This is a genomic window from Pseudomonas sp. PDM18 (assembly GCF_014852585.1).
In the GTDB taxonomy this organism is placed as follows: Bacteria; Pseudomonadota; Gammaproteobacteria; order Pseudomonadales; family Pseudomonadaceae; genus Pseudomonas.
Map to the genome: position 1 here is coordinate 20,832 of NZ_JACVBX010000011.1, position 23,618 is coordinate 44,449.

17 protein-coding genes and 1 pseudogene are annotated in these 23,618 nt (G+C 65.8%); 11 read left to right on the forward strand and 7 right to left on the reverse strand.

Features of this window, described 5'->3' with window-relative positions; all coding sequences use genetic code 11:
* Positions 1-177 precede the first annotated feature (177 nt).
* Positions 178-1,671, reverse strand: a complete 1,494-nt coding sequence (locus IB274_RS21020; protein WP_192434440.1) for an aldehyde dehydrogenase family protein — start codon at positions 1,669-1,671, stop codon at positions 178-180.
* Between the two features lie 186 nt (positions 1,672-1,857).
* On the reverse strand, positions 1,858-3,534 hold the full coding sequence (locus IB274_RS21025) for an MFS transporter (RefSeq protein WP_192434442.1): 1,677 nt from the start codon (positions 3,532-3,534) through the stop codon (positions 1,858-1,860).
* A gap of 490 nt (positions 3,535-4,024) precedes the next feature.
* Here IB274_RS21025 and ccsA point away from each other — a divergent pair, with 490 nt between their 5' ends.
* The 5 genes from ccsA (at position 4,025) to peaD (ending at position 10,988) form a co-directional block, all read left to right on the forward strand.
* Entirely contained in the window at positions 4,025-6,208 is a 2,184-nt protein-coding gene (ccsA, locus tag IB274_RS21030; protein ID WP_192434791.1) for a cytochrome c biogenesis protein CcsA, read from the forward strand.
* A 197-nt stretch (positions 6,209-6,405) separates the two neighbouring features.
* Positions 6,406-7,977, forward strand: coding sequence for a quinohemoprotein amine dehydrogenase subunit alpha (gene peaA / locus IB274_RS21035; RefSeq protein WP_192434444.1), 1,572 nt, complete (start codon positions 6,406-6,408; stop codon positions 7,975-7,977).
* A gap of 77 nt (positions 7,978-8,054) precedes the next feature.
* Entirely contained in the window at positions 8,055-9,485 is a 1,431-nt protein-coding gene (gene peaB / locus IB274_RS21040; RefSeq protein WP_081516648.1) for a quinohemoprotein amine dehydrogenase maturation protein, read from the forward strand.
* A 1-nt stretch (position 9,486) separates the two neighbouring features.
* Positions 9,487-9,810 (forward strand): quinohemoprotein amine dehydrogenase subunit gamma, encoded by a 324-nt coding sequence (qhpC, locus tag IB274_RS21045; RefSeq protein WP_015477047.1) that lies wholly within the window; start codon positions 9,487-9,489, stop codon positions 9,808-9,810.
* Between the two features lie 44 nt (positions 9,811-9,854).
* On the forward strand, positions 9,855-10,988 hold the full coding sequence (gene peaD, locus IB274_RS21050) for a quinohemoprotein amine dehydrogenase subunit beta (RefSeq protein ID WP_192434446.1): 1,134 nt from the start codon (positions 9,855-9,857) through the stop codon (positions 10,986-10,988).
* Positions 10,989-11,052: 64 nt separating this feature from the next.
* Here peaD and IB274_RS29995 read toward each other — a convergent pair whose 3' ends face one another.
* Positions 11,053-11,190: a PSPA7_2676 family Cys-rich small protein gene (locus tag IB274_RS29995; protein ID WP_277873433.1), complete on the reverse strand. Its 138-nt coding sequence runs from the start codon at positions 11,188-11,190 to the stop codon at positions 11,053-11,055.
* A gap of 336 nt (positions 11,191-11,526) precedes the next feature.
* Here IB274_RS29995 and IB274_RS21055 point away from each other — a divergent pair, with 336 nt between their 5' ends.
* A complete protein-coding gene (locus IB274_RS21055) occupies positions 11,527-12,330 on the forward strand; it encodes an SDR family NAD(P)-dependent oxidoreductase (RefSeq protein ID WP_192434448.1) in 804 nt (267 codons plus the stop codon).
* 255 nt (positions 12,331-12,585) lie between these two features.
* On the opposite strand, the gene IB274_RS21060 is transcribed toward IB274_RS21055, so the two are convergent.
* From IB274_RS21060 to pbpG, 4 genes are all read right to left on the reverse strand, one after another.
* Positions 12,586-13,152 (reverse strand): TetR/AcrR family transcriptional regulator, encoded by a 567-nt coding sequence (locus IB274_RS21060; protein WP_192434449.1) that lies wholly within the window; start codon positions 13,150-13,152, stop codon positions 12,586-12,588.
* 317 nt (positions 13,153-13,469) lie between these two features.
* Positions 13,470-14,603, reverse strand: a complete 1,134-nt coding sequence (locus IB274_RS21065; RefSeq protein WP_192434451.1) for a thiolase family protein — start codon at positions 14,601-14,603, stop codon at positions 13,470-13,472.
* Positions 14,604-14,621: 18 nt separating this feature from the next.
* A complete protein-coding gene (locus IB274_RS21070; protein WP_401090391.1) occupies positions 14,622-15,161 on the reverse strand; it encodes a PaaI family thioesterase in 540 nt (179 codons plus the stop codon).
* Between the two features lie 165 nt (positions 15,162-15,326).
* The gene (pbpG, locus tag IB274_RS21075; protein WP_192434453.1) at positions 15,327-16,259 is read right to left on the reverse strand and encodes a D-alanyl-D-alanine endopeptidase; all 933 of its coding nucleotides are present in this window, start codon (positions 16,257-16,259) and stop codon (positions 15,327-15,329) included.
* Positions 16,260-16,771: 512 nt separating this feature from the next.
* On the opposite strand from pbpG, the gene IB274_RS21080 reads away from it, so the two are divergent.
* The 5 genes and pseudogenes from IB274_RS21080 to IB274_RS21095 all read left to right on the forward strand — a co-directional run bounded on the left by IB274_RS21080 (position 16,772) and on the right by IB274_RS21095 (position 23,613).
* Complete coding sequence (locus tag IB274_RS21080; protein ID WP_192434455.1) at positions 16,772-18,451, forward strand: AMP-binding protein; 1,680 nt, start codon at positions 16,772-16,774, stop codon at positions 18,449-18,451.
* Between the two features lie 51 nt (positions 18,452-18,502).
* On the forward strand, positions 18,503-19,519 hold the full coding sequence (locus IB274_RS21085) for an AraC family transcriptional regulator (protein ID WP_192434457.1): 1,017 nt from the start codon (positions 18,503-18,505) through the stop codon (positions 19,517-19,519).
* A 252-nt stretch (positions 19,520-19,771) separates the two neighbouring features.
* A pseudogene (locus tag IB274_RS30190) lies at positions 19,772-20,890 on the forward strand (HAMP domain-containing protein); the annotation flags it as partial.
* 102 nt (positions 20,891-20,992) lie between these two features.
* On the forward strand, positions 20,993-21,748 hold the full coding sequence (locus IB274_RS30195; protein ID WP_401090586.1) for a methyl-accepting chemotaxis protein: 756 nt from the start codon (positions 20,993-20,995) through the stop codon (positions 21,746-21,748).
* A gap of 200 nt (positions 21,749-21,948) precedes the next feature.
* The gene (locus IB274_RS21095; RefSeq protein WP_192434461.1) at positions 21,949-23,613 is read left to right on the forward strand and encodes an acyl-CoA synthetase; all 1,665 of its coding nucleotides are present in this window, start codon (positions 21,949-21,951) and stop codon (positions 23,611-23,613) included.
* Positions 23,614-23,618: the final 5 nt, after the last annotated feature.

The following is a 23,618-nucleotide window of genomic DNA, read 5'->3' on the forward strand; positions in this document are numbered from 1 at the left end:
CGGGGGATGCAAGACCCACGCAGGGGGACCGCGCGGGGAGGTAGACAATCGAGTCCCTTGAAGATCAAGAGCTCCTCACCCCTAACCCTCTCCCGCAAGCGGGAGAGGGGACCGTTCGGCGCAGGACGAAGCCAAGACATCAGCCGGTGAGGGCGGCTCCTGCCCGGCCGTCGAGGCTTACAGGCGGATCAGCACCGACTTCAGTTCGGTGTAATGCTCGATCGCGGCGGCGCCCATCTCGCGGCCGACGCCAGACATCTTGAAGCCGCCGAAGGGCAGCGCCGGGTCCAGCGCGCTGTGGCAGTTGACCCAGACCGAGCCGGACTTGATGCGCGGCACCATGCGGTGCACCGCGCCCAGGTCGTTGGACCAGATGCTCGCGCCCAGGCCGTAGGGGCTGTCGTTGGCCAGGCGCAGGGCGTCCTCGATGTCGTCGAAGGGCATGGCGACCAGCACCGGGCCGAAGATCTCCTCCTGCACCAGTGGGTTCTTCTGGTCGACGTCGACGATCACCGTGGGTTTGACGAAGTAGCCGGGGCCGAACTGTTCGCCGCCGCAGGCGATGGTGGCGCCCTTGTCGCGGCCCAGTTCGATGTAGTCGAACACGCGCTTCTGCTGTTTGGCGGAGATCAGCGGGCCCATGTCGATGCTCGGGTCCAGGCCGTTGCCCAGCTTCATGCCGTTGGCGATGCCGGCAATGTCGGCGATCACGTTGTCGAAGTGCTTGCGCTGCACGTACAGGCGCGAGCCGGCGCAGCAGACCTGGCCCTGGTTGAAGAAGATCGCCTGGGCGGCGCCAGCGGCCGCGGTGGCGAGGTCGGCGTCGGCCATGACGATGGACGGCGACTTGCCGCCCAGCTCCAGGGTCACGCGGGTCATGTTGTCCATGGCTGCCTTGCCGATTTCCTTGCCGACCGGGGTCGAGCCGGTGAAGGTCAGCTTGTCCACCAGCGGGTGGTGGGAGAGGGCGGCGCCCGCGGTGATGCCGGCGCCGGTGACGACGTTGAACACGCCGGCCGGGTAGCCTGCCTCCAGGACAAGCTCGGCGAGTTTCAGCGCGGACAGCGGGGTCTCGTCGGCGGGCTTGAGCACCACGCTGCAACCGGTGGCCAGCGCCGGGCCGAGCTTCCAGCAGGCCAGCAGCAGCGGGAAGTTCCAGGCGACGATGGCGCCGACCACGCCGACGGCTTCGCGGCGGATATAGCCGTGGAATTCGCCATCGGGCATCAGCGGCATGGACACGTCGACGGTGGTGCCTTCAATCTTGGTGGCGTAGCCGGCCATGTAGCGCAGGAAGTCGATGGCCAGTTGCACGTCCATCACGCGGGCGACGGCGGCGCTTTTGCCGTTGTTCAGGCATTCCAGCTCGGCCAGCAGGTCGGCGTCGCGTTCCATCAGGTCGGCGAGCTTCCACAGCAGGTTCTGCCGTTCGCGCGGGCGGGTACGGCTCCAGGCCGAGTCATCGAAGGCCTGGCGCGCGGCGCGCACGGCGCGGTCGACGTCGGCGGCGGTGCCGGCCGGCACCTGGCAGAGCACTTCGCCGGTAGCCGGGTTGCGCAGGTCCATCAGGGCGCCGTCGCTGGCGGAGGTCCAGTCGGCACCGATCAGCATCTTCGGGGCGCGCTGCAGGAAGGCGCGGGATTCGGGCTTGATGGGCAGGGAAGCGAGCATTGCGGTGGCCTCTTGTTGTCTGTTCGTGCTCCCGGTCTGGGAGTCGCTGAGGCGGAGCATCGCAACGGCTGTGCCAAGGCTGTCTGGTTGTTATAAATGATTGAATTAAAAGGATTTAATTTGATTTTTTGGCCAGCGGAAGAGAAGCCGCTGTCGCATTGTGCGACAGCGGCTGAGACGCAGGGCTCAGGTATTGGTGATATCCCGATCCTTGGTCTCCGGCAGGAAGAAGATGCCGAGGATGGCTGTCATCACGGCGATGACGATGGGGTACCAGAGGCCGTAATAGATGTCCCCGGTGGCGGCCACCATGGCGAAGGCGACGGTGGGCAGGAAGCCGCCGAACCAGCCGTTGCCGATGTGGTAGGGCAGCGACATGGAGGTGTAGCGGATGCGCGTCGGGAACAGCTCCACCAGCCACGCGGCAATCGGCCCGTAGACCATGGTCACGTAGATCACCAGGATGGTCAGCAGCACCAGCATCATCAGGTGGTTGATCTTCGCCGGGTCCGCCTTCTCGGGGTAGCCAGCTTCCTTGAGCGAGGCGGCGAGCTGCGCGGTGAAGACTTCGGACTGCACCTTGAACTCCGCCGCCGGCATGCCGGCCCCTTCGAAGCTGGCGATGACCTTGTCGCCGACGTGCACCTGGGCCAGTGCGCCGGTTTCCGCCTTGAGGTTCTCGTAGGGGATGGCGCGCTTGGCCAGCAGGCTCTTGGCCATGTCGCAGGAGCTGACGAATTTCGCCTTGCCCACTGGATCGAACTGGAAGGAGCAGGCGTTCGGGTCGGCCACCACGGTCACCGGGTTCTTCTCCTGGGCGGCGAACACGTCCGGGTTACCGAACTGGGTCAGGCCGTGGAAGATCGGGAAGTAGGTCAACGCGGCGAGGATGCAGCCGGCCATGATGATCTTCTTGCGGCCGATGCGGTCGGACAGGCTGCCGAAGAACACGAAGAACGGCGTGCCCAGCAGCAAGGAGCCGGCGATCAGCAGGTTGGCGGTCTGCGCGTCGATCTTCAGCGTCTGCAGCAGGAAGAACAGCGCGTAGAACTGCCCGGTGTACCAGACCACGGCCTGCCCGGCGGTGCCGCCGAGCAGCGACATGATCACCACCTTGAGGTTCTCCCAGCGGCCGAAGGATTCGGTCAGCGGCGCCTTGGACGCCTTGCCTTCCTCCTTCATCTTCAGGAACACCGGCGACTCGGAGAGTTGCAGGCGGATGTACACCGAGACGATCAGCAGCAGGATCGACAGCAGGAAGGGGATTCGCCAGCCCCAGGCTTCGAACGCCTCGGTGCCGAGCACGGTGCGGCAGGCCATGATCACCAGCAGCGAGAGGAACAGGCCCAGGGTCGCGGTCGTCTGGATCCACGAGGTGAAGAAGCCGCGCTTGCCCTTGGGCGCGTGCTCCGCGACGTAGGTCGCCGCGCCGCCATACTCGCCGCCCAGTGCCAGGCCTTGCAGCAGCCGCAGGGTGATCAGGATGATCGGTGCGGCCACGCCGATCGTGGCGTAGGCGGGCAGCAGGCCGACCACGGCGGTGGACACGCCCATGATGATGATGGTGATGAGGAAGGTGTGTTTGCGCCCGATCATGTCGCCCAGGCGACCGAACACGATGGCGCCGAAGGGCCGCACCGCGAAGCCGGCGGCGAAGGCCAGCAGGGCGAAGATGAAGGCGGTGGTTTCATTGACCCCGGCGAAGAAGTGCTTGGCGATGATCGCCGCCAGGGAGCCATAGAGATAGAAGTCGTACCACTCGAACACCGTACCCAGGGACGAGGCAAAGATGACCTTGCGCTCCTCCTTGGTGATCCCGCTGTGAGGAGCGTTGCCCGCGGCCGGGCTGTATGTCTGCGCCATGTTCGTCTCCGTCTTGTTGTTGTTTTGGGCCGGAGTCCCTCGATTTTCCGTTACCGCACTCGAGCCCAGGGCTGATGTCAGGTCGTACGGATTGCGCAAAGCTTGAAAACAGGCGGCCCTGCGAAAGGCCGCAAGGTCATCTGAAAGCATAATCGTTCTCACGTATTCAGCCACCTGCCGGCCCCGGCAAAGCACCGGCTGGCGCGGATTGGTACCTGTTCCGGACAGGCCGGATAACGCGAGGCGTCTGGCTGGCGCCTCGTTGGTCGGCACTTCCTTGTGGTGAAGACGTGCAATTAGACCATCGTCTATAACGGCTGGGTCGTCTCAGACTGCTACAGCTGTCGCGATCTGCCACGTGCAGACGGGCTTGGGCCGCGCGCAGCCTGCTGTTTCGCAGGGATTTTTCCGCCTGGCACGCAACGTGAAACGCTCAGGGCTTCGCCCTGCGCCACGTCGGCGCTGCACAAGGAGGCCTGGCTTGAAGAGGATGCACCTATCGCTGCCGTGGATTGCGGGGCCGCTGGCTGCCGCGCTGACCGGCCTGTTGTTGTGGCTGCTGCCCGGCGCGGGCAATGGCTTGCTCTGGGCCCTGGCGGTTCTGATCGCCCTGGGCGCCATTCGCCCGGTGTGGCGCGGGCGCCTGTGGCCCGTTGCGCTGGGTGTGTTGTGCGGCGCCTGCCTGGCGCTTGGCCTGCACCTGGTGGCCGACCACTTCCAGTTGCGCTACGCGTGGCTCTACAGCAGCGCGGCGCTGCCGGACTACCTGAAGTTCTCCAACCTATGGGGCGGCGACGAAGGAACGGTGCTGCTGCTGGCGACCTTCTGCATGGCCATCGCCCTGAAAAGTTCGGCGCTGCCCGGCTGGGCGGGGCGCGGCATGGCGCTGATTGCCGCGTGGTACGCCGCCACTGCCGCCTGGCTTGGACCGTTCAGCGCGACGCCGGCGGACTGGCTGGCGGCGCAGCCGAGCCAGGGCATGAACGCCCACCTGCAGACCTTCTGGATGTCCCTGCACGCGCCGCTGATTCTCTGCGCCTACTCCTGGGTTCTGGCACCGGCCGGTGCCGCGCTGGAGGCGCTGGGGCGGGGCGGCCACGCCTACGCCTGGGTGATGCCGCGGTATAGCCGCCGTGCGTGGTTGATCCTCAGCGCGGGCATCGGCGTGGGCATGGCCTGGGCCATGGAGGACTTCACCTACGGCCAGTTGTGGCACTGGGACCCGGTGCAGACGTCGGCCTTCATCATCTGGGCGCTGCTCGGCGCGGTGCTGCACGGTGCCCGCCGCTGGCGCGCGGACGGCCCCTACACACGGCTGTTGCCAGTCCTCAGCCTGCTGGCCGCAGCCATGGCCTGCGGCGCCATGGCGGTGACACGCAGCACGGTGCTGGCCAGCTCGCACCGCTACATCGGCACCACGTCCTGGCTCAGCCATCTGGCGCTGGCGGCGATCCTGCTGGTTCTCACGGCGCTCTATCTGCTGGTGGGATGGCGTGCGCGGAAGCGGGCAGGGCGGCGACGCGGCGCCTCGGACTGGACGCTCGACGTGGCCATCTACCTGTTCGCTGGCACCGGCCTGCTGGCACTTGGCGCGCTGCTCCAGGCGCACCTCTACGAATGGCTGGGGATGGAACGGCCCAGCGAGCTGAAACCCTTCTTCGAGACCCTGACCGCCTGGGCCACCACGGCGGAGATGGACAGCCTGCGCCGCGCCTTCGACCAGTGGGATGTCAACGGCTATGGCCTGGCTCACTGGGTGGTGCCGCTGCTGGCGGCACTCGGCTTGATGGGCGGCTACAGCTTCCTGCGCCGTTGCGGACGGCCCCGTCTGGCGCTGCTGGCGACCGTGTTGGTGGCCGCGCTGATGTTCTGGACCGGCTGGCGTGGCGGCTGGCTGAGCGACGGCTACAACGGCGACGGCATGCTCTCGCAGAACATCGTACAGATGCTGCCGTGGCTGGATGCAGCGCTGCTCGGCGGTGCCTTCCTGATGTTCAGCTGCCTGCTCTGGGGCGTGCAAAGCCTGTGGCGCAGCCGGCGTGTCGGCAACCTGCGCTACAGCGGCGGGCTGGCGCTGGTGCACGGCGGCGCGGTGATCGCGCTGGTGGGCGGGCTGGCCGCCACGGCGCTGAACAGCTACCAGCAGATCAGCATCCCGCCGGGCACTTCCTTCGAGCAGTGGCACGCGGTGATCGGCGGTATGCAGATGCGCGTCTCGCCGGATGCCAGCCGCCCGGATTTCTCCGGTTACCACGCGGTGGCCAAGGTGGAGCTGCGTGACGGTGACCGCACGTTGGCCGGCCACGCGCTGTTCCAGGACAGTCGCGGCAACCCGCCGGCCTACCAGGGCCCGGTGCGCCAGCTCTGCGAAATCCTCGACTACCACTACGCGCGCTTCGCCTCGGATCGTGGCTACGTGCTGCATCCATTCATCGTCCGCGGCTGGAGCGGCGACCTGCAGATCTGGGTGCCGGCTTCCGCTCGTCTGCTCAAGCAGCCCGGCGACGACATCGAGAGCGTCGTGGTGGTGCGCCGTTTTCCGTTCCTCTCGCTGGTCTGGATCGGCCTGCTGACCATGCTGTTCGGCGCCTTGTTGCTCCCGGCGGGCGGCGCTTTGCGCCAGCCGGACCATACTGCTTCGCAGGGTGTCTCACGGGCCCTGTCTCAGAGTTAGACAGCAATCGCGAAATGTGACGTCGCAATCCCGGTGTCCTCTGCCGGGCGTGCCTGCAAACAGCGCCGAAAGCCTGATTCGGCGCGGTTTGCGCAGTAGTGGCACACAACCTGCAAAACCGCTTTCAAGAGCTCGCTCTTAGCCCATCGGTGGGCGCGAATAACCTACAAGAATACCGAGGAGGCCTGACCTTGAAGATGACACGACTTCGGCACTATCTGGGTGCCGGAACCCTGGCCGCACTGGCCCTTGCGCTCCACCAGACGGCCCAGGCCGCACCCGAAGGCCAGGCGATCATCAACGCCAAGTGCCAGGCGTGCCACACGCCCGAAGGCAACAATTCCCTCAGCCGCATCAGCCACCAGCGCAAGACGCCCGAAGGCTGGCTGATGAGCATCGCCCGCATGCAGGTGATGTACGGCCTGAAGATTACCGACGACGAGCGCCGCTCGGTGGTCAAGTTCCTCGCCGACAAGCAGGGCCTGGCGCCCAGCGAGACCGAAGGCGTGCGCTACGCCCTCGAGCGCCGGCTGAACACCGTCGAGAAGTTCGATACGAACTTCGAGCAGATGTGTGCCCGTTGCCACTCGGGTGCGCGCATCGCCCTGCAGCGCCGCCCGGCGGCGGAGTGGGAGAAGCTGGTGAACTTCCACCTCGGCCGCTGGCCGTCGCTGGAATACCAGGCCCTGGCCCGCGATCGCGACTGGTTCGACCTGGCGAAAAAAGAGATGGTCCCGGAACTGGCCAAGCGCTACCCGCTGGACAGCAAGGCCTGGTCCGACTGGCAGAAGAACCGGCCCAAGGCCGAATCCCTGGCCGGTAACTGGAGCTTCGCCGGGCACATGCCGGGCAAGGGCGACCTGGCCGGCAGCATGAGCGTGAGCAAGGACGGCGACGATGCCTTCAAGGTGAGCGTGAAGGGCCAGTACGCCGACGGTTCGCCGTTCAGCGGCGAGGGCAGCGCGGTGCTCTACAACGGCTACGAATGGCGTGGCGCGGTCACCGTCGGTGACGTGACCATGCGTCAGGTGTTCGCCGCCCTCAATGGCCAGATGCAGGGCCGCATGTTCGACAAGGCCCACGACGAGCGCGGCCTGGACTTCGTCGCGGCGAAGGACGGCACCAGCCACGTGCTGGGTGTGCAGCCGGCCTACATCAAGGCGGGCGCGGAGACCGAAGTCAGCGTGGTCGGCACCGGCCTGAAGGGCAAGCCGTCGTTCGGCAAGGGCGTGGAAGTGGTGTCGGTGGTTTCCGAAACGCCCGAGCGCGTGACCGTCAAGGTCAAGGCCAGCGACGCGGCTGCCGCTGGCGAGCGCGATGTCACCGTGGGCACCGCCAAGGGCGGCAGCCTCGCGGTGTACAAGGACATCGCCGAAGTGAAGGTAGTGCCGGAGTTCTCCATCTCCCGCATCGGTGGCAATGGCGGCTCCACGCCCAAGGTCCAGGGCAGCTTCGATGCCGAGGCCTGGGGCAAGGGCGCCGACGGCAAGCCGTTCCGCATCGGCGTGTTCCCGGCGCAGTGGTCGGTCGAGCCTTTCGATGACCGCGCCAAGGAAGACCAGGATGTGAAGTTCGCCGGCGCGATGGACGCCGCCACCGGCATCTTCACCCCGGGTGACGCTGGCCCGAACCCGGAACGCAAGATGATGACCAACAACGCCGGCAACCTGAAGGTGATCGCCGCGGTGGACGACGCCGGCCAGTCGCACAAGGGCGAAGGGCACATGATCGTCACCGTGCAGCGTTGGAACAACCCGCCGATCCCGTAAGTGTCGGTATCGGATGAACTCAGAGCATGAGCCCCCGCCTTCGGGCGGGTGTACCAAGCAAGTTCCGGGAGGTCGCCATGGGCGCCATCTTGAATCTGGTCGAACGCAACCTGCATGAAGTGCAGGTCGACGCCGACCGCCTGTTGTTCCACATCCCCAGCTCCTCGCTGTTCGCCAGCGACGAGCTGACCGGCGGGATCATCGATGCGCTGCGCGGGCATGCCTGCTCGCCGGACGAGCTGACCCAGCGCCTGGCCGGGCGTTTCGCCGCCGAGGATATCGACGAGACCCTGCGCGAGCTGATCGCGCTGGAACTGGTCAGCGACGGTTCGCCGCTGACCCCTGAAATCGGCATCAAGAAGGTTGACCGCACCGCGCTCAACACCGTGGTGCTGAACGTCAACACCGGCTGCAACCTCAGTTGTACCTACTGCTACAAGGAAGACCTGGACAAGCCCTCCGCCGGCAAGAAGATGGGCGCGGAAACTGCCGAGGCTTCGGTGGAAATGCTGATCCAGGAATCCCCCGACGAGCAGCGCTACACCGTGGTGTTCTTCGGCGGCGAACCGCTGTCCAACCGCCCGCTGATCGAGCACATGGTCGCGTACTGCGAGCGCCGCTTCGGCGAGCTGGGCAAGACGGTGGACTTCGTCATGACCACCAACGCCACGTTGCTCACCGAGGAAATCGTCGACTGGCTCAATGCCCATCGCTTCGGGCTGTCCATCAGCATCGACGGGCCGAAGACGGTGCACGACCGCAACCGCATCACTGTGGGCGGGCAGGGCACCTATGACGTGGTGCGGCGCAAGGCCGACATGCTGCTGTCGCGCTACACCGCGCGGCCGGTTGGCGCGCGGGTGACCCTGACCACCGGCGTCACCGACGTCGAGACCATCTGGAATCACCTGTTCAACGAGATGGGTTTCGCCGAAGTCGGCTTCGCACCGGTCACCTCGGGCGACATCAGCAGCTACAACCTCACCACCGATGAGCTGAAGGCTGTCTTCGCCGGTATGAAGGCCCTCGGTCGCCGTTACCTGGACGAGGCGCTGGAAGGGCGCAACATCGGCTTCTCCAACCTGCACCAGCTGATCACCGACATCCACGAAGGGCAGAAGAAGGCCCTGCCGTGCGGCGCCGGCCTGAAGATGCTGGCGGTGGACCACAAGGGCGAGCTGAACCTGTGCCATCGCTTCACCGGTTCTTCGCTGCCGACCTTCGGCAACGTGCATGAAGGGGTGAAGCAGGCCGAGCTGAACGAGTTCCTCTCGCAGCGCCTGGACCGCACCGATACCGGCTGCGCCAGCTGCCACATCCGCAACCTCTGCTCCGGCGGCTGCTACCACGAGAGCTACGCGCGCTACGGCGACCCGGCGCACCCCACCTACCACTACTGCGAACTGATGAGGGACTGGGTCGACTTCGGCATCGAGGTCTACAGCCGGATCATGGCTTCCAACCCCAGCTTCATCGACCGCCACATCACTCCGCGGAAGGCGCACTGACATGAAACATCTGAAAGCGATCAACACCAAAGCACAGAAGCTCGAACAGGCCGCCGCCGAGGATCGCATCGAGGACGTGGTGGCGATGAACTCCGTGGCCGGCTGCGCGGCGACCACCGATCCGGGCTGGGAAGTCGACGTGTTCGGCGGCGTGTCCTCGCTCTGCCAGCCGATGGAAGCGGACCTCTACGGCTGCTCCGACCCTTGCTGGTGGCCGGCCCAGGTGCCGGACATGATGAGCACCTACCCCGACTGGAACAAGGATGCGCAGGCCTCGGCCGAGAACTGGCGCAACCTCGGCACCGTATTCCCGGACGACAAATGATCGCCCTGAAACATATGGGACAGAAGAACAAGAGGAAAACCTGCATGTCCAGAAAAGCATTCGCCGCCGCCCTCGGTGGCCTCTCGCTGGCCTGCGCGCTGCAAGCTGTAGCCGCCGACGCCGGCGCAGACGTGAGCAAAGCGCTGGAAAGTGGCCACGAGTACCTGATCAGCACCAACTACCCGAACAACCTGCACGTCATCGACATGCAGACCGACAAGCTGTTCAAGACCTGCACCATCCCCGGCGCCTACGGCCCGGGCATGACCCAGCTGTCGCCGGACCGCAAGACCGTCTACATCCTCAGCAACCACTACGCGGACATCTACGGCATCCAGCTCGATGACTGCAAACCGGTGTTCCACGCCACCATTGCGCAGAAGCCGGGCGAGAACGCGCGGGCGATGTTCTCCATGACCGTCAGCCACGACGGCAAGGAGATCTACGCCATCGCCAACCCGACGCTGATCCTCGCCGAGCACTACGAGGTGCAGCAGCCGCGCCTGCAGGTGTATTCCGTCGCCGACGGCATGGGCGCCAAGCCGGTGCGCACCTTCCCGGCGCCGCGCCAGCTGACCATCATGCAGAGCGGCGATGACGGCACCCTCTACGTGGCAGGCCCGGACATCTACAAGGTGGACGTGAAGACCGGCAAGTTCGACGTGGTGATCCCCAGCCGCAACTGGAAGCGCCCCAACTACGCGCCGCCAGATGTGCTCTACGTGTGGAACCAGCAGACCTACCCGCGTGACTTCTCGCTGCTCTACACCACGGCGAAGTTCAAGGACGCCAAGCAGGACATGGCCACGGCCGACTTCCTCTACGGCTTCTTCAACATCGATCTGGCCACCGGCAAGACCGAGACCGTCGATTTCGGCCCGGTCACCGAGGTGTACTTCAGCGGCATCCGCTCGGCCAAGGACCGCAACATCATCTACGGCGTGTTGAACCGCCTGGCCAAGTACGACATCAAGGAGCAGAAGCTGGTCAAGGCGGCGAACCTGGACCATTCCTACTACTGCCTGTCGACCAACAAGGCCGGCAACAAGCTGTACCTGACCGGTACCCTGAACGACGTGGCGATCTTCGACGCCGACAGCCTGGAGCGCATCGGCGATCTGAAGCTGCCCGGCGGCGACATGGCGATCACCACCAGTCAGGCGTTCGTGGCCAACTGAAAGCTGTCTGATTGACGAACTGCCCCGGAGCATTCGCGTGCTCCGGGGCAGTTTTGTTTCCGGCTCAGATTTCCGGTTCGGGGCTGAGGTACCTCTGTGCACCGCAGCGCGCACAGCGCTGGCACAGCATCGGTACGCGGCCGACTTCGGTCAGATTCCCTTCATCCCAAACACATCCCAGGAAAAAGCAGCGCAATCGCATGTGTCCTCCTCCGGATCGCTCCGGTGCGTAGGCAGGCAGCAGGGTGCAGGTGACGCTCCGGGATTGTTCTTGTGTGGAGACGCGGTGAGCCTCTCGCGAGCGCTCTGGAATGGGCAACCTAAACTGCCCAGCGGCGCGTGACGCCCATCGCACAAGGATTTCCACTGCTTACCTGGCCGTTCGTCAGCGCTGAACCTCAGACCTTGACAGATAATATTATGAGCATAATATTCACATTCAGATGACGGCCATCATTCAATTGGCCGGACATTCCAGACGGCCACCCGGCCCACTCAATCCTGCAAGCGAGGCGAATGCCTCCCTGGAGAAAGAACCATGAATGCCAAATCCGAACTGGGCCGCGCACTGATCACCGGTGCTTCCTCCGGCATCGGCGCCACCTACGCCCAGCGCCTCGCCGCCCAGGGCTACGACCTGCTGCTGGTGGCCCGCGACCAGCAACGCCTGGACGCCCTGGCCGCGCGCCTCAGTGAGGAATACGGCGTCTCGGTGGATGTGCTGAAGGCCGACCTGACCCGCCGCGAAGACCGCGCCCGAATCGAAGCTCGCCTGGCTGAGGACGCCAGCATCAGCTTGCTGCTGAACAACGCCGGCGTGGCGATCAACGGCACCCTGCTGGAAACCGACCTGGACCGCCTGGAAAGCATGATCGAGCTGAATGTCATCGCCACCGCGCGCCTGGCCGGCGCCGCCGCCAAGGCGTTCACCGGGCGTGGCCGCGGCACCATCATCAACGTGGCGTCCGTGCTGGCCCTGGCGCCGGAACTGTTCAACGGCAGCTACAGCGCCACCAAGGCCTTCGTGCTCAACCTGACCCAGTCCATGCAGCAGGAGCTGGCGCCGCTGGGCCTGCGCATCCAGGCCGTGCTGCCGGGCGCCACCCGCACCGAAATCTGGGACCGCGCCGGCACCGACATCTCCGCACTGCCGGCGGAAATGCTGATGGACGTGAACCACATGGTCGACGCCGCGCTGGCCGGCCTGGCCCAGGGTGAAGTGGTGACCCTGCCGGCGCTGCCGGATGCGGGCGAATTCGAAGCCTTCACCGCCGCGCGCCTGAAGATGGCGCCGAACCTGTCGCGCAGCGCCCCGGCGCAGCGTTATGGCGTGGCGGTTTGATCGATTAACTGAGTGGCGAAAAGCTTGCCCCGGCCTTGCGCCGGGGCTTTTTTATGCGCGGTTTTTGTAGGAGCGTGCCATGCGCGCGATCGCCGGCATGGCCCGCTCCTGCAGGTGTCGATCGGCGCTGAAATTGGTGCGTGGGAGCGTAGGACGAATAACCTGGAACAGGTTTTCCACCGGTCCTTGAACGGCGGATAACGCTGGTACGTTATCCGCCCTACAAAAGCGTCGCATGCGATTGCTGTGGGAGATTCACTCCGCCGCCCCAATCTCCCGCTTCAGATGCCGCCGCGTGCTCTCCAGGATACGGTCGGACATCTCGGGATCAGCCACGCTGCGAGCCAGCACCAGCGCACCGATCAGGGTGGCGAGCATAGCAACGCTCTCGTCCTCGGCATGCTCGCTGGGCAGCGCTTTCTCGATGGCGTCGATACGTGCCTGGACGATGGTGTCAGTGGTCGCGCTGGCATGGCCGCGCGCGCCCAGCTCGGCGGATATGGTCGGCAGTGGGCAGCCCTTGCCGGGCGTATTGCGGTGGCCGGGGGAGAGGTACTGGTCGATGAAGCCGGGTAGCGGGTCGGCCTTCGCGAACTGCTGGTCGACGATGGGGCGCAGTTGTTCGGCGGCCTGCTGCAGGGCGATCTCCACCAGTTCGTCCTTGGACTTGAAGTGCGCGTAGAAGCCGCCGTGGGTCAGGCCCAGCGACTTCATCAGCGTCTGCAGGCCAGTGGCGTCCACGCCTTCGCTGCGGAAGCGCTGCGCCGCTTCGTTGATGATGCGTTCGCGGGTTTGGGCCTTGTGGTCTTCGGAGTAACGCATGACCGGTCTCCTGCGGATCATGGAATGCTGGATGTCATTCTAACGCAGGGTGGGCGCGGGGAGGTGACTCAGGGCAGGCACGAAGGTGCAGTGGGCTGTAGGAGCGAGCTTGCTCGCGAACAGACTCCGTTGCGGGCTTTGGGTTCGCGAGCAATAACGACGGCGTCCCCCTCGCTCCTACAAGTTGGCTACGCGCCGGAGTCGTCCTGTACCACCGTAGGGCGAATAACCTGGAACAGGTTATCCGCCGGCTGGTTCGCGGCGGATAACGCTGGCGCGTTATGCGCCCTACGGGCTGCGGGTTACAGGTGTCGTCCTCAGCGAACGGCTTCGAGCAAGGTCGCCACGCCCTGCCCACCGCCGATGCACTGTGTGGCGATGGCGTAGCGCCCGCCGGTTTCCTTCAGCAGCGCTGCCGCCTTGCCGGTGATGCGAGCGCCGGTGGCGCCCAGCGGGTGGCCGATCGCCAGGGCACCGCCGTGCAGGTTGACCCGGTCGATATCCAGTTTCAGCCCGCGCAGGCAGGCCAGGGCCTGGCTGGAGAAGGCCTCGTTGATTTCCACCAGATCGATATCCGCCATTCGCAGCCCCGAGCGATCAAGCAGTTTGCGGGTCGCATATAGCGGGCCCATGCCCATGATTTCCGGCGGGCAGCCGACAACCGCGACGCTTTTCACCCGCGCCAGGATGTCCAGCCCGTTGGCGCGGGCGAAGTCCTCGCTGCACACCAGCACCGCCGCAGCGCCATCGGTCAGCGGCGAGGCGGTGCCGGCGGTGACGCTGCCGCCGAAGGCCGGTTTGAGCTGCGCCAACGCTTCCAGGTTGGTGCCGGGGCGGATGCAACCATCCTCGCTGACCACGCCACTGGGCGTATCGATGGGCACGATCTCCGCCGCCAGCAGGCCCTGCTCGCGGGCATGGGCGGCCTTGGCGTGGGAGTCCACGGCCATGGCTTCCTGGTCCGCGCGGGAGATGCCGAAGCGCTCGGCAACTATCTCGGCGGTCTGCCCCATGGGCATGTAGGCCTGGGGAAACTCCGCCAGCAGGCGTGGGTTTGGCGAGAGGTTGAAGCCGCCCATGGGCACGCGGGTCATGGACTCCACGCCCGCGCAAATGAAGGCGTCCCCGGCGCCGAGCTGGATCTGCCCGGCGGCGAAGTGAATGGAGGTCATCGATGAGCCGCAGAAGCGGTTCACCGTGGCGCCGGCCACCGTCTCCGGCAGTCCGGCGAGGAAGCCGGTGATGCGCGCCAGGTTCATGCCCTGTTCGGCCTCGGGGTAGGCGCAACCCATGATGAGGTCCTCGATCAGCCGGGCGTCGAGGCCGCTGCGCGCAACCAAGCCCTTGACCGTCTGCGCGGCGAGGTCGTCCGGGCGCACGTCGATCAGTGCGCCTTTTTTCGCGAAGTGGAACGGGGAGCGGGCATAACCCGCGATGACGACGGAAGTCATGGTCGTTCTCCTGAGAGATCAGCGCCCGAGGATCAGGCAAGTGGTGGAACCGGTGGCGTAGAGCCGGCCGTCCACGTCGTAGAGGCGGCCTTCGGCCAGGGCGGTGGAGCGGCCGATATGCACCAAGGTGCCTTCGGCGCGGATCGGCCCTGTGTCGCGGGTCAGCGCGCGGATGTAGCTGATGCGCAGGTCGGTGGTGGTGTAGCCCAGCCCCGGTTCGAGCATCGTGTGCACCGAGCAGCCCATGGCCGAGTCCAGCAGCGTGGCGGCATAGCCACCGTGCACGGTGCCCAGCGGGTTGTAGTGACGCATGTCCGGGGTGCCCTGGAAGATGAACCGGCCCTGGCCCCATTCCAGTGGGACGAAGCCGATCAGCGCATTGATCGGCGGGGCGGGCAGTTCGCCAGCGCCGATGCCGTCGAAGAATTCCTGGGGCGTCTTGCCGCGTAATTCCTCCAGCGAAACCACGCCGGGCTCGGCCAGACGCTGGCGCATGTCCGCCGCGGCGGCTTCCCAGGCAGCGATCTTCTGTTCACGGGTGAGGGTCAGGTCGGTCATCGCAAGGCTCCGGCAATCGAATATTACGATTATCATACTATCATTGAATGACGACCAGCATATAAGTGACGGAAGCGCCATCCAGCAGGGCTGAAGCGACAGGGCGAGAAGACGGGAGCAGGAGAGGGTGGCTGGCGGAGCGGGCTCCGCCAGCGCGGGAGGAGTTTACTCGGCGGTGGCCGTGATGCTGGCCGCGCGCGCCTGGCTGCGCTGGGCCTTGTATTGCAGGGCAACGGCGGGCACCGGCGAGGCGACGCCGGTTTCCACCCAGCGGCGGATGCGCGCGGCGTCGGCCACGTGGGTGCGCTTGCCGAAGGCATCGAGCAGCGCCAGGGCGACTGGGCGGCCGTTCATCATGGTGACCATCACCAGGCAGTGGCCGGCATCGTTGGTGAAGCCGGTCTTGGTCAGGCGGATGTCCCACTTGCCGCTGCGCACCAGCGGGTTGGTGTTGAAGAAGCTCAGCGAGTAGCTGGGCTTGCTGAAGCGGGCGTCGCTGGTGGCGGTGGTGCTCATCGCGCGGATCTGCGGGTAGGTGTAGGCGGCCTTGGCCAGGCGGATCAGGTCGTTGGCGTCGGAGACGTTATGGATCGACAGGCCGGTGGGCTCGACGTAGTGGGTGCTGGTCATGCCCAGGGACTTCGCCTTTGCGTTCATCGCCGCGACGAAGGCCTTTGAGCCGCCCGGATAGTTGTGGGCGAGGCTGGCGGCGGCGCGGTTTTCCGAGGACATCAGCGCCAGCAGCAGCATGTTCTGGCGGCTGATCATGCTGCCCAGGTGGACGCGCGAGAACACGCCCTTCATCTCGGCGGTCTCGGAAATATCCACGGGGATCAGCTCGTTCATCGGAAGCCGGGCGTCCAGCGTGACCATGGCGGTCATCAGCTTGGTCACCGAGGCGATGGGCACCACCAGGTTGGGATTGCTGGAATAGAGGGTCTTGCCGCTCTCCAGGTCGATCACCAGGGCGCTGCCGGAAGCGAGCACCAGGTCCTTGGAAGAGGCCGCCTTGGCGGGGGAGGCGGCGAAGGTGTTCGATGAACAGACAACAGCGGCGCAGGCAAACAGCAGGCTCAGTATCGAACGACGGCTAGGCATGGATGTGATTCGCAAGCATGAGGTGGGAATGTGTCTACATCCATGTAGGCATTTTCGGCGAATTCTAATGCAAGGTCCGCCATAGCGCACGCGGCGTGAGGCGTCTCAGATTGCGACAGATTGAGACGTCGCGCCGCCCGCTGCGCAGAGGCCATGAACCGTGCTGGCAGTCGCGGCGCGGCCGCTTGTCCGAGCTGTTGCGAAATGCAACCGGAAGTGCTTCCCGCAGAGCGACTGAAAACCTTCTCAAAGCCCCGCCACATATGGCGTTCGGGCAGAGTGGCATGCTTTGTGAGTGGCTATCCTGAAATGAGCGGAGGCGCCCGGCCTGCTGCTTTGCCGATGGTCGGGGTTGCGTTTACCTTTACGTTAACGTAAACATGTTCCGCAGCCGCGACCGACCAGTCAGCCGCGCGGCTGCCGGTAAGCAAGCGCGGTTCCCGACGCTCTGCGTCGCTGCCCGAACCGATCGTTCAGTGTTGATCCCAGAACAAGCACAACAAGGGAAAGCCATGAACCACCTGAGTTACACCCGCGGCCCCCAGGACAAACCCCTGCTGGCCATGACCGTCGGCGCTGCCTTCGACGCCACCGTCGAACGTTTCGCCCCGCGCGAGGCGCTGGTCGTGCGTCACCAGAACCTACGCTACACCTGGGCGGAACTGGCCGAGGTGGTCGATGGCGTCGCCCGCGCTTTCCTCGCCCTCGGCCTGCGTCCCGGCGACCGCCTGGGCATCTGGGCGCCCAACTGCGCGCAGTGGTGCGTCACCCAGTTCGCCAGCGCCAAGGTCGGCGCCGTGCTGGTCAACATCAACCCGGCCTACCGGGTGAACGAACTTGAATACGCGCTCAAGCAGTCCGGCTGCCGCTGGCTGGTGTGCGCCGACGCCTTCAAGTCCTCCGACTACCACGGCATGCTCGCCGACCTGCTGCCCGAACTGGGGCAGGGGCGGCCGGGCGAGCTCTCCAGCGACCGCCTGCCGGAGCTGCGCGGGGTGATCAGCCTTTCCGATACCGCGCCCGCCGGGTTCCTGCGCTGGAGCCAGCTGGAGCCGCTGGGCCGGGGTATTGCCGCCGCCGAACTCACCGCGCGCCAGGCGCTGCTGCAGTTCGACGAGCCGATCAATATCCAGTACACCTCCGGCACTACCGGCTTTCCCAAGGGCGCCACGCTCAGCCACTACAACATCCTCAACAACGGCCTGATGGTCGGCGACAGCCTCGGCCTCACCGAGCACGACCGCCTGGTGATCCCGGTGCCGCTGTACCACTGCTTCGGCATGGTGATGGGCAACCTCGGCTGCCTGACCCACGGCTCCACCATGATCTACCCCGCGCCCAGCTTCGAGCCCGAGGCGACCCTGGCAGCAGTGGCGGAAGAGAAGGCGACCGCGCTGTACGGCGTGCCCACCATGTTCATCGCCGAACTGGACCACCCGACCCGCCGCGACTTCGATCTCTCCAGCCTGCGCACCGGCATCATGGCCGGCGCCACCTGCCCGATCGAAGTGATGCGCCGGGTCATCGACGAGATGCACATGGCCGAGGTGCAGATTGCCTACGGCATGACCGAGACCAGCCCGGTCTCGCTGCAGACTGGCCCGGAAGATGACCTGGAAACCCGCGTCACCACCGTCGGCCGCACCCAGCCGCACCTGGAAAGCAAGATCATCGACGCCGACGGCCGCATCGTCCCGCGCGGAACCATCGGCGAGCTGTGCACACGCGGCTACAGCGTGATGCTCGGCTACTGGAACAACCCGCAGGCGACTTCAGAGGCCATCAGCCCGGCACGCTGGATGCTCACCGGCGACCTCGCCGAGATGGACGAAGCCGGCAACGTGCGCATCGTTGGGCGCAGCAAGGACATGATCATTCGAGGTGGAGAGAACATCTATCCGCGTGAGATCGAGGAGTTCCTCTATACCCACCACGCAGTGGCCGACGCCCAGGTGATCGGCATACCCGACGAGAAGTACGGTGAGGAACTGGTGGCCTGGGTCAAGTTCCACCCCGGACACAGCGTCGTCGAAGACGAGCTGCGCGCCTTCTGCAAGAACGCCATCGCCCACTTCAAGGTGCCTCGCCACTTCCGCTTCTGCGACGAGTTCCCGATGACGGTGACCGGCAAGATCCAGAAGTTCCGCATGCGCGAGATCAGCATCGAAGAGGTGCGCAGCAAGCGTGGTTGACTGTTTCAGGCCTGCCCTCGCCCTGGCGCGTTTGCATAAAGCCGGGGCGCCATGGGCGTAGAGAAGGGCACCATCTCCATCCGCCTGGTCAGCGAAGCGCTGGCCGAGTTTCGTCGCGCCGGCCGCGACGACGGCCCGCTATTGGCCGCCGCCGGCATCGCCCCGGAGCTGTTCGGCAAGCCCTACGCGCGGGTGTCCTGCCAGGTCTATGCACGGCTCTGGTTGCGCTTGGCCAGGGAGATGGACGACGAATTCTTCGGCATGAACGCCCGGCGCATGAAGTCCGGCAGCTTCAACTTCATGGCGGCCGCAGCGGTGCGCGAACCGACCCTGGAGGCGGCAATGAACGCTGCGTTGCGCTTCATGGGCCTGGTGTTCGACGACTTCACCCCGCGCCTGACGCGCCAGGAAGGTTTGGCCGCTATCGTCCTCGACGAACCCGAGGGCCCGGCGCCGCGCGCCTTCTGCTATTTCACCCTGTGGCTGATGCTGCACGGCCTGGCCTGCTGGCTGGTGGGACGGCGAATTCCGGTGCTGGCCATCGAGCTGCGCTGCCCGCAGCCGGACTTCATCGCCGACTACCGGGTGATGTTCACCGAGAACCTCAATTTCTCCCGCCGCCATTCGCGCCTGCTGTTCAACGCCGAGGCGCTTGATCTGCCGGTTCGCCGTGACGAGCGAGAGCTGCGCCGCTTCCTGAATGGCGCGCCGGCGAACATTCTGGTGCGCTATCGCGACCCGCAGAGCCTTGCCGCACGCACCAAGGCCTACCTGCGCAGCCTCAAGTTCGAACGCTGGCCGGACCTCGACGCCCTCGCCGGGCACTTCTACATGGCGCCCTCGACGTTGCGCCGCAAGCTCGCCGCCGAGGGGCAGTCCTACCAGGCACTCAAGGACCAGCTGCGCCGCGATCTCGCCATCGCGCGGCTGGACAGCGGCGACGGCAACTTCGCCGACCTGGCCGAGGAGCTGGGATTCGCCGACACCAGCGCGTTCTACAAGGCCTTCCGCAAATGGACCGGATCGACGCCCGGGCAATACCGCGCGCTGATCCGCCAGGAGCCCTGAAATTTAAGGGCCCGGCTCAAGTAGCCGCCTTACAAGCCGATAAAACCTCAAAGAATTGCTTGTTGCTCAAGGACGCCAACCATGCCCCTGTCCCGCCTCTCGATCCAGTGGAAGATCACGCTGCTGACCGGCCTCTGCCTGCTCTGCATCGTCTGCCTGCTGGTCGGCCTCTCGCTGTTCCGGATGAACCACGACGCGCAGCTGATCAAGGCGGCCAACGCGGACATGCTCAAGGACGCGGCCAAGTCGCGGATGCAAGCGCGCAGCGAGCAGCAGGCGGAGATCATCCAGCGCTTCTTCACCGACGTTTACCACTTCGGCAACCAGTTCTCCCGCCAGGTCGCCCAACTGCGCGAGCAATCGATCAAGCACGGTGCGGATGCCGGTGGCGTGCGCAAGGACCTCAACCAACTGGTACGCGACAGCCTGAAGAGCAACCCGAACCTGCTCAGCCTCTACGTGGTCTTCGAGCCCGATGCGCTGGACGGCCAGGACGCCGGCTTCCATGACCAGCCAGACGCCGGCAGCAACGAAAAGGGCCGCTTCGGCGCCTACTGGGCGCAGAAGACCTCCGGCGAGATGACCGGCCTGGCGGTGACCGAGGACATGATCGCCGACACCTCCGTCATGCTCGACGGCAGCCCATTCAACACCTGGCAATTGTGCCCGCTGCAGACCCGCAAGGCCTGCGTGCTCAACCCCTATTTCGACAGTGCCTCGGGCACCAAGGTGTTGATGACCACCGTGACCTTGCCGCTGATCGACCAGGGCAAGGTCATCGCCGTGATCGGCATCGATATCAGTCTCAGCCGCCTGCAGCAGCTCGCCGTCGACGGCGACCGTCAGCTCTACGATGGCGCCGGCAGCGTCAGCATCGTCAGCCCGGCCGGCCTGCTCGCCGGCTACAGCAGCGACGAAGCGCTGCTCGGCCAGCCGCTGGCCAAGGCCATTCCCGGCCAGGCCGCCGAGCTGTTGTCCCTGCAGGCCGGCGGTCGTCCGCAGGTGCTGGAGCAGGACGGCCAGCTGCGCGTACTGCAACCGCTGCTGCCGATCCCGGATGCCACCAAGCCCTGGGCCGTGGTGCTCGACGTCCCGCAGGACGTGCTGCTGGCTCCCGCGCTGGAGCTGCAAAAACAACTGGATGATCGCAACTCCAGCGGCGCACTGTGGCAGACCCTGTTCGGCCTCGCCGCTGCCGTCGTCGGGCTGCTGCTGGTCTGGCTCACCGCCCGCGGCGTGACCCGCCCGATCCTGGGCGTCGCCGCCATGCTGCGCAACATCGCCAGCGGCGAAGGCGACCTGACCAAGCGTCTGGACTACAGCGGCAAGGACGAACTGGGCGAATTGGCCGGCTGGTTCAACCGTTTCCTCGACAAGCTGCAGCCGATCATCCGCGACGTGAAGTCCTCGGTGCAGGACGCCCGCGCCACTGCCGACCAGTCCTCGGAAATTGCCAGCCAGACCAGTGCCGGCATGCAGCAGCAGTTCCGCGAGGTCGACCAGGTCGCCACCGCTTCTCAGGAGATGAGCGCCACCGCCCACGACGTCGCCAACAGCGCCGCCATGGCTGCCGATGCCGCACGCGGCGCCGACGGCGCGACCCGCGATGGCCTGAGCGTGATCGACAACACCACCCGCCTGATCGACGAACTGGCCAGCGACATGAGCAGCGCCATGAGCCAGGTGGAAGGGTTGGCACAGAGCAGCGAGCAGATCGGCTCGGTGCTGGAAGTGATCCGCGGCATCGCCGAGCAGACCAACCTGCTGGCGCTCAACGCCGCCATCGAAGCGGCCCGCGCTGGTGAGGCCGGTCGCGGCTTCGCGGTAGTCGCCGACGAGGTGCGCAACCTCGCCAAGCGCACCCAGGATTCGGTGGAGGAAATCCGCCAGGTCATCGAAGGCCTGCAGAACGGCACCCGCGACGTGGTCGGCGCGATGAGCAACAGCCATCGCCAGGCGCAGGACAGCGTGAGTCAGGTCGAGCAGGCCGTGGCCGCGCTGAAGCGCATCGGTGACGCGGTGGGCGTGATCACCGACATGAACCTGCAGATCGCCAGCGCCGCCGAGGAACAGAGCGCGGTGGCCGAGGAGATCAACCGTAACGTCGCCGGCATCCGCGACGTCACCGAATCGCTGTCCAGCCAGGCGCAGGAATCGGCGCAGGTCAGCCAGTCGCTGAACAAGCTGGCGAATCATCAGCAGGGGTTGATGGATCAGTTCCGCGTCTGAGTTCCGGGCATGCCATCTACGGAAGGCAGTCCGGTTACACCGTAGGGCGAATAACCTGGAACAGGTTATCTGCCCTACAAACGTACTCACCGGGCTGTCCAATCCGCTCATCCAGATTGGCGGCTTTCGACATTGCCCGCGCGCCAGCGCAGCGGGAACATCAGGGAACTCCAGACAAGAACAAACCCAGGAGTTCCGCGATGCGTTCCCATACTGCCGCCACGGCCGAATTCGACTACCGCGCCACCGCCGACGCCGTCCTGGCCGGCAACCTCGATGCCCTCAATGCCTGCGTCGAATGCTGCGACCGCCACGCCATTCCAGGCCGCGTCGCGCTGTTCTGGGAGGGCAAGGACGGCGATAGCGCCTCCTACACCTTCACCCAGCTCAAGGAGCTTTCCGGCCGCTTCGCCAGCTTCCTGCACGGCCTCGGCGTGCGTCCCGGCGATGTCGTCTCCGGCATGCTGCCGCGTACCCCGGAGCTGCTGATCGCCGTACTCGGCACCTGGCGCCTGGGCGCGGTCTACCAGCCGCTGTTCACCGCCTTCGGGCCCAAGGCCATCGAACATCGGGTCAAGCTGGCCGGCAGCAAGGTGGTGGTCACCGACGGTGCCAACCGCGGCAAGCTCGACGAGGTGCCCGACGCGCCCACGCTGGTGACAGTCGGCGGGCCGAAGGGGCAGGGCATCCGCCATGGCGATTACAGCTTCTGGGCCGAACTGGAACGCCACTCGCCGGACTTCGAACCGGTGCTGCGCAGCGGCGAAGACACCTTCCTGCTGATGTTCACCTCCGGCACCACCGGGCTGGCCAAGCCGCTGGCCGTCCCGCTGAAGGCCATCGTAGCCTTCGTCGGCTACATGCGCGATGCGGTCGGGCTGCGTGAGGAAGATTCGTTCTGGAACCTCGCCGATCCGGGCTGGGCCTACGGCCTCTATTACGGCGTTACCGGGCCGCTGGCCATGGGGCACCCGATCACCTTCTACGAAGGTGCGTTCACGGTGGAGAGCACCTGCCGCATCGTGCGCAAGTACGGCATCACCAACCTGGCCGGCTCGCCCACTGCCTACCGCCTGCTGATTGCTGCTGGCGAGGCGGTGTCCAAACCGCTCAAGGGCCGCCTGCGCGCGGTGAGCAGCGCCGGCGAGCCGCTGACCCCGGAAGTCATCCGCTGGTTCGCCAGCGAGCTGGGCGTGACCATCCACGACCACTACGGCCAGACCGAGCTGGGCATGGTGCTGGCCAACCACCACGAGCTGCAGCACCCGGTGCATATGGGCGCTGCCGGTTTTTCCATTCCCGGCCACCGCGTGGTGGTGCTGGATGAGCAGGGCAACGAGCTGCCCGCCGGCCAGCCCGGCGTGCTCGCCATGGATCGCCGCCAGTCGCCGCTGATGTGGTTCGCCGGCTACCAGGGCATGCAGACCAAATCCTTCGTCGGCGACTACTACCTCAGTGGCGACACCGTGGAGCTGAATGCCGACGGCAGCATCAGCTTCGTCGGCCGCGCCGACGACCTGATCACCACCTCCGGCTACCGCGTCGGCCCATTTGATGTGGAGAGCGCGCTGATCGAACACCCGGCGGTGATCGAGGCGGCGGTGATCGGCAAGCCGGACCCGGAGCGCACCGAACTGGTCAAGGCCTTCGTGGTGCTCTGTTCGTCCTACCGGCCGGGCGCGGAGCTGGCCGAGGAACTACAACAGTACGTGCGCAAGCGACTGTCGGCGCACAGCTACCCGCGGGAAGTGGAGTTCGTCGATGAACTGCCCAAGACCCCCAGCGGCAAGATCCAGCGCTTCCTCCTGCGCAACCAGGAGATCGCCAAACAACGCGAAGCGGCCGAGAAAGCGGCGGCTCACTAAGTACA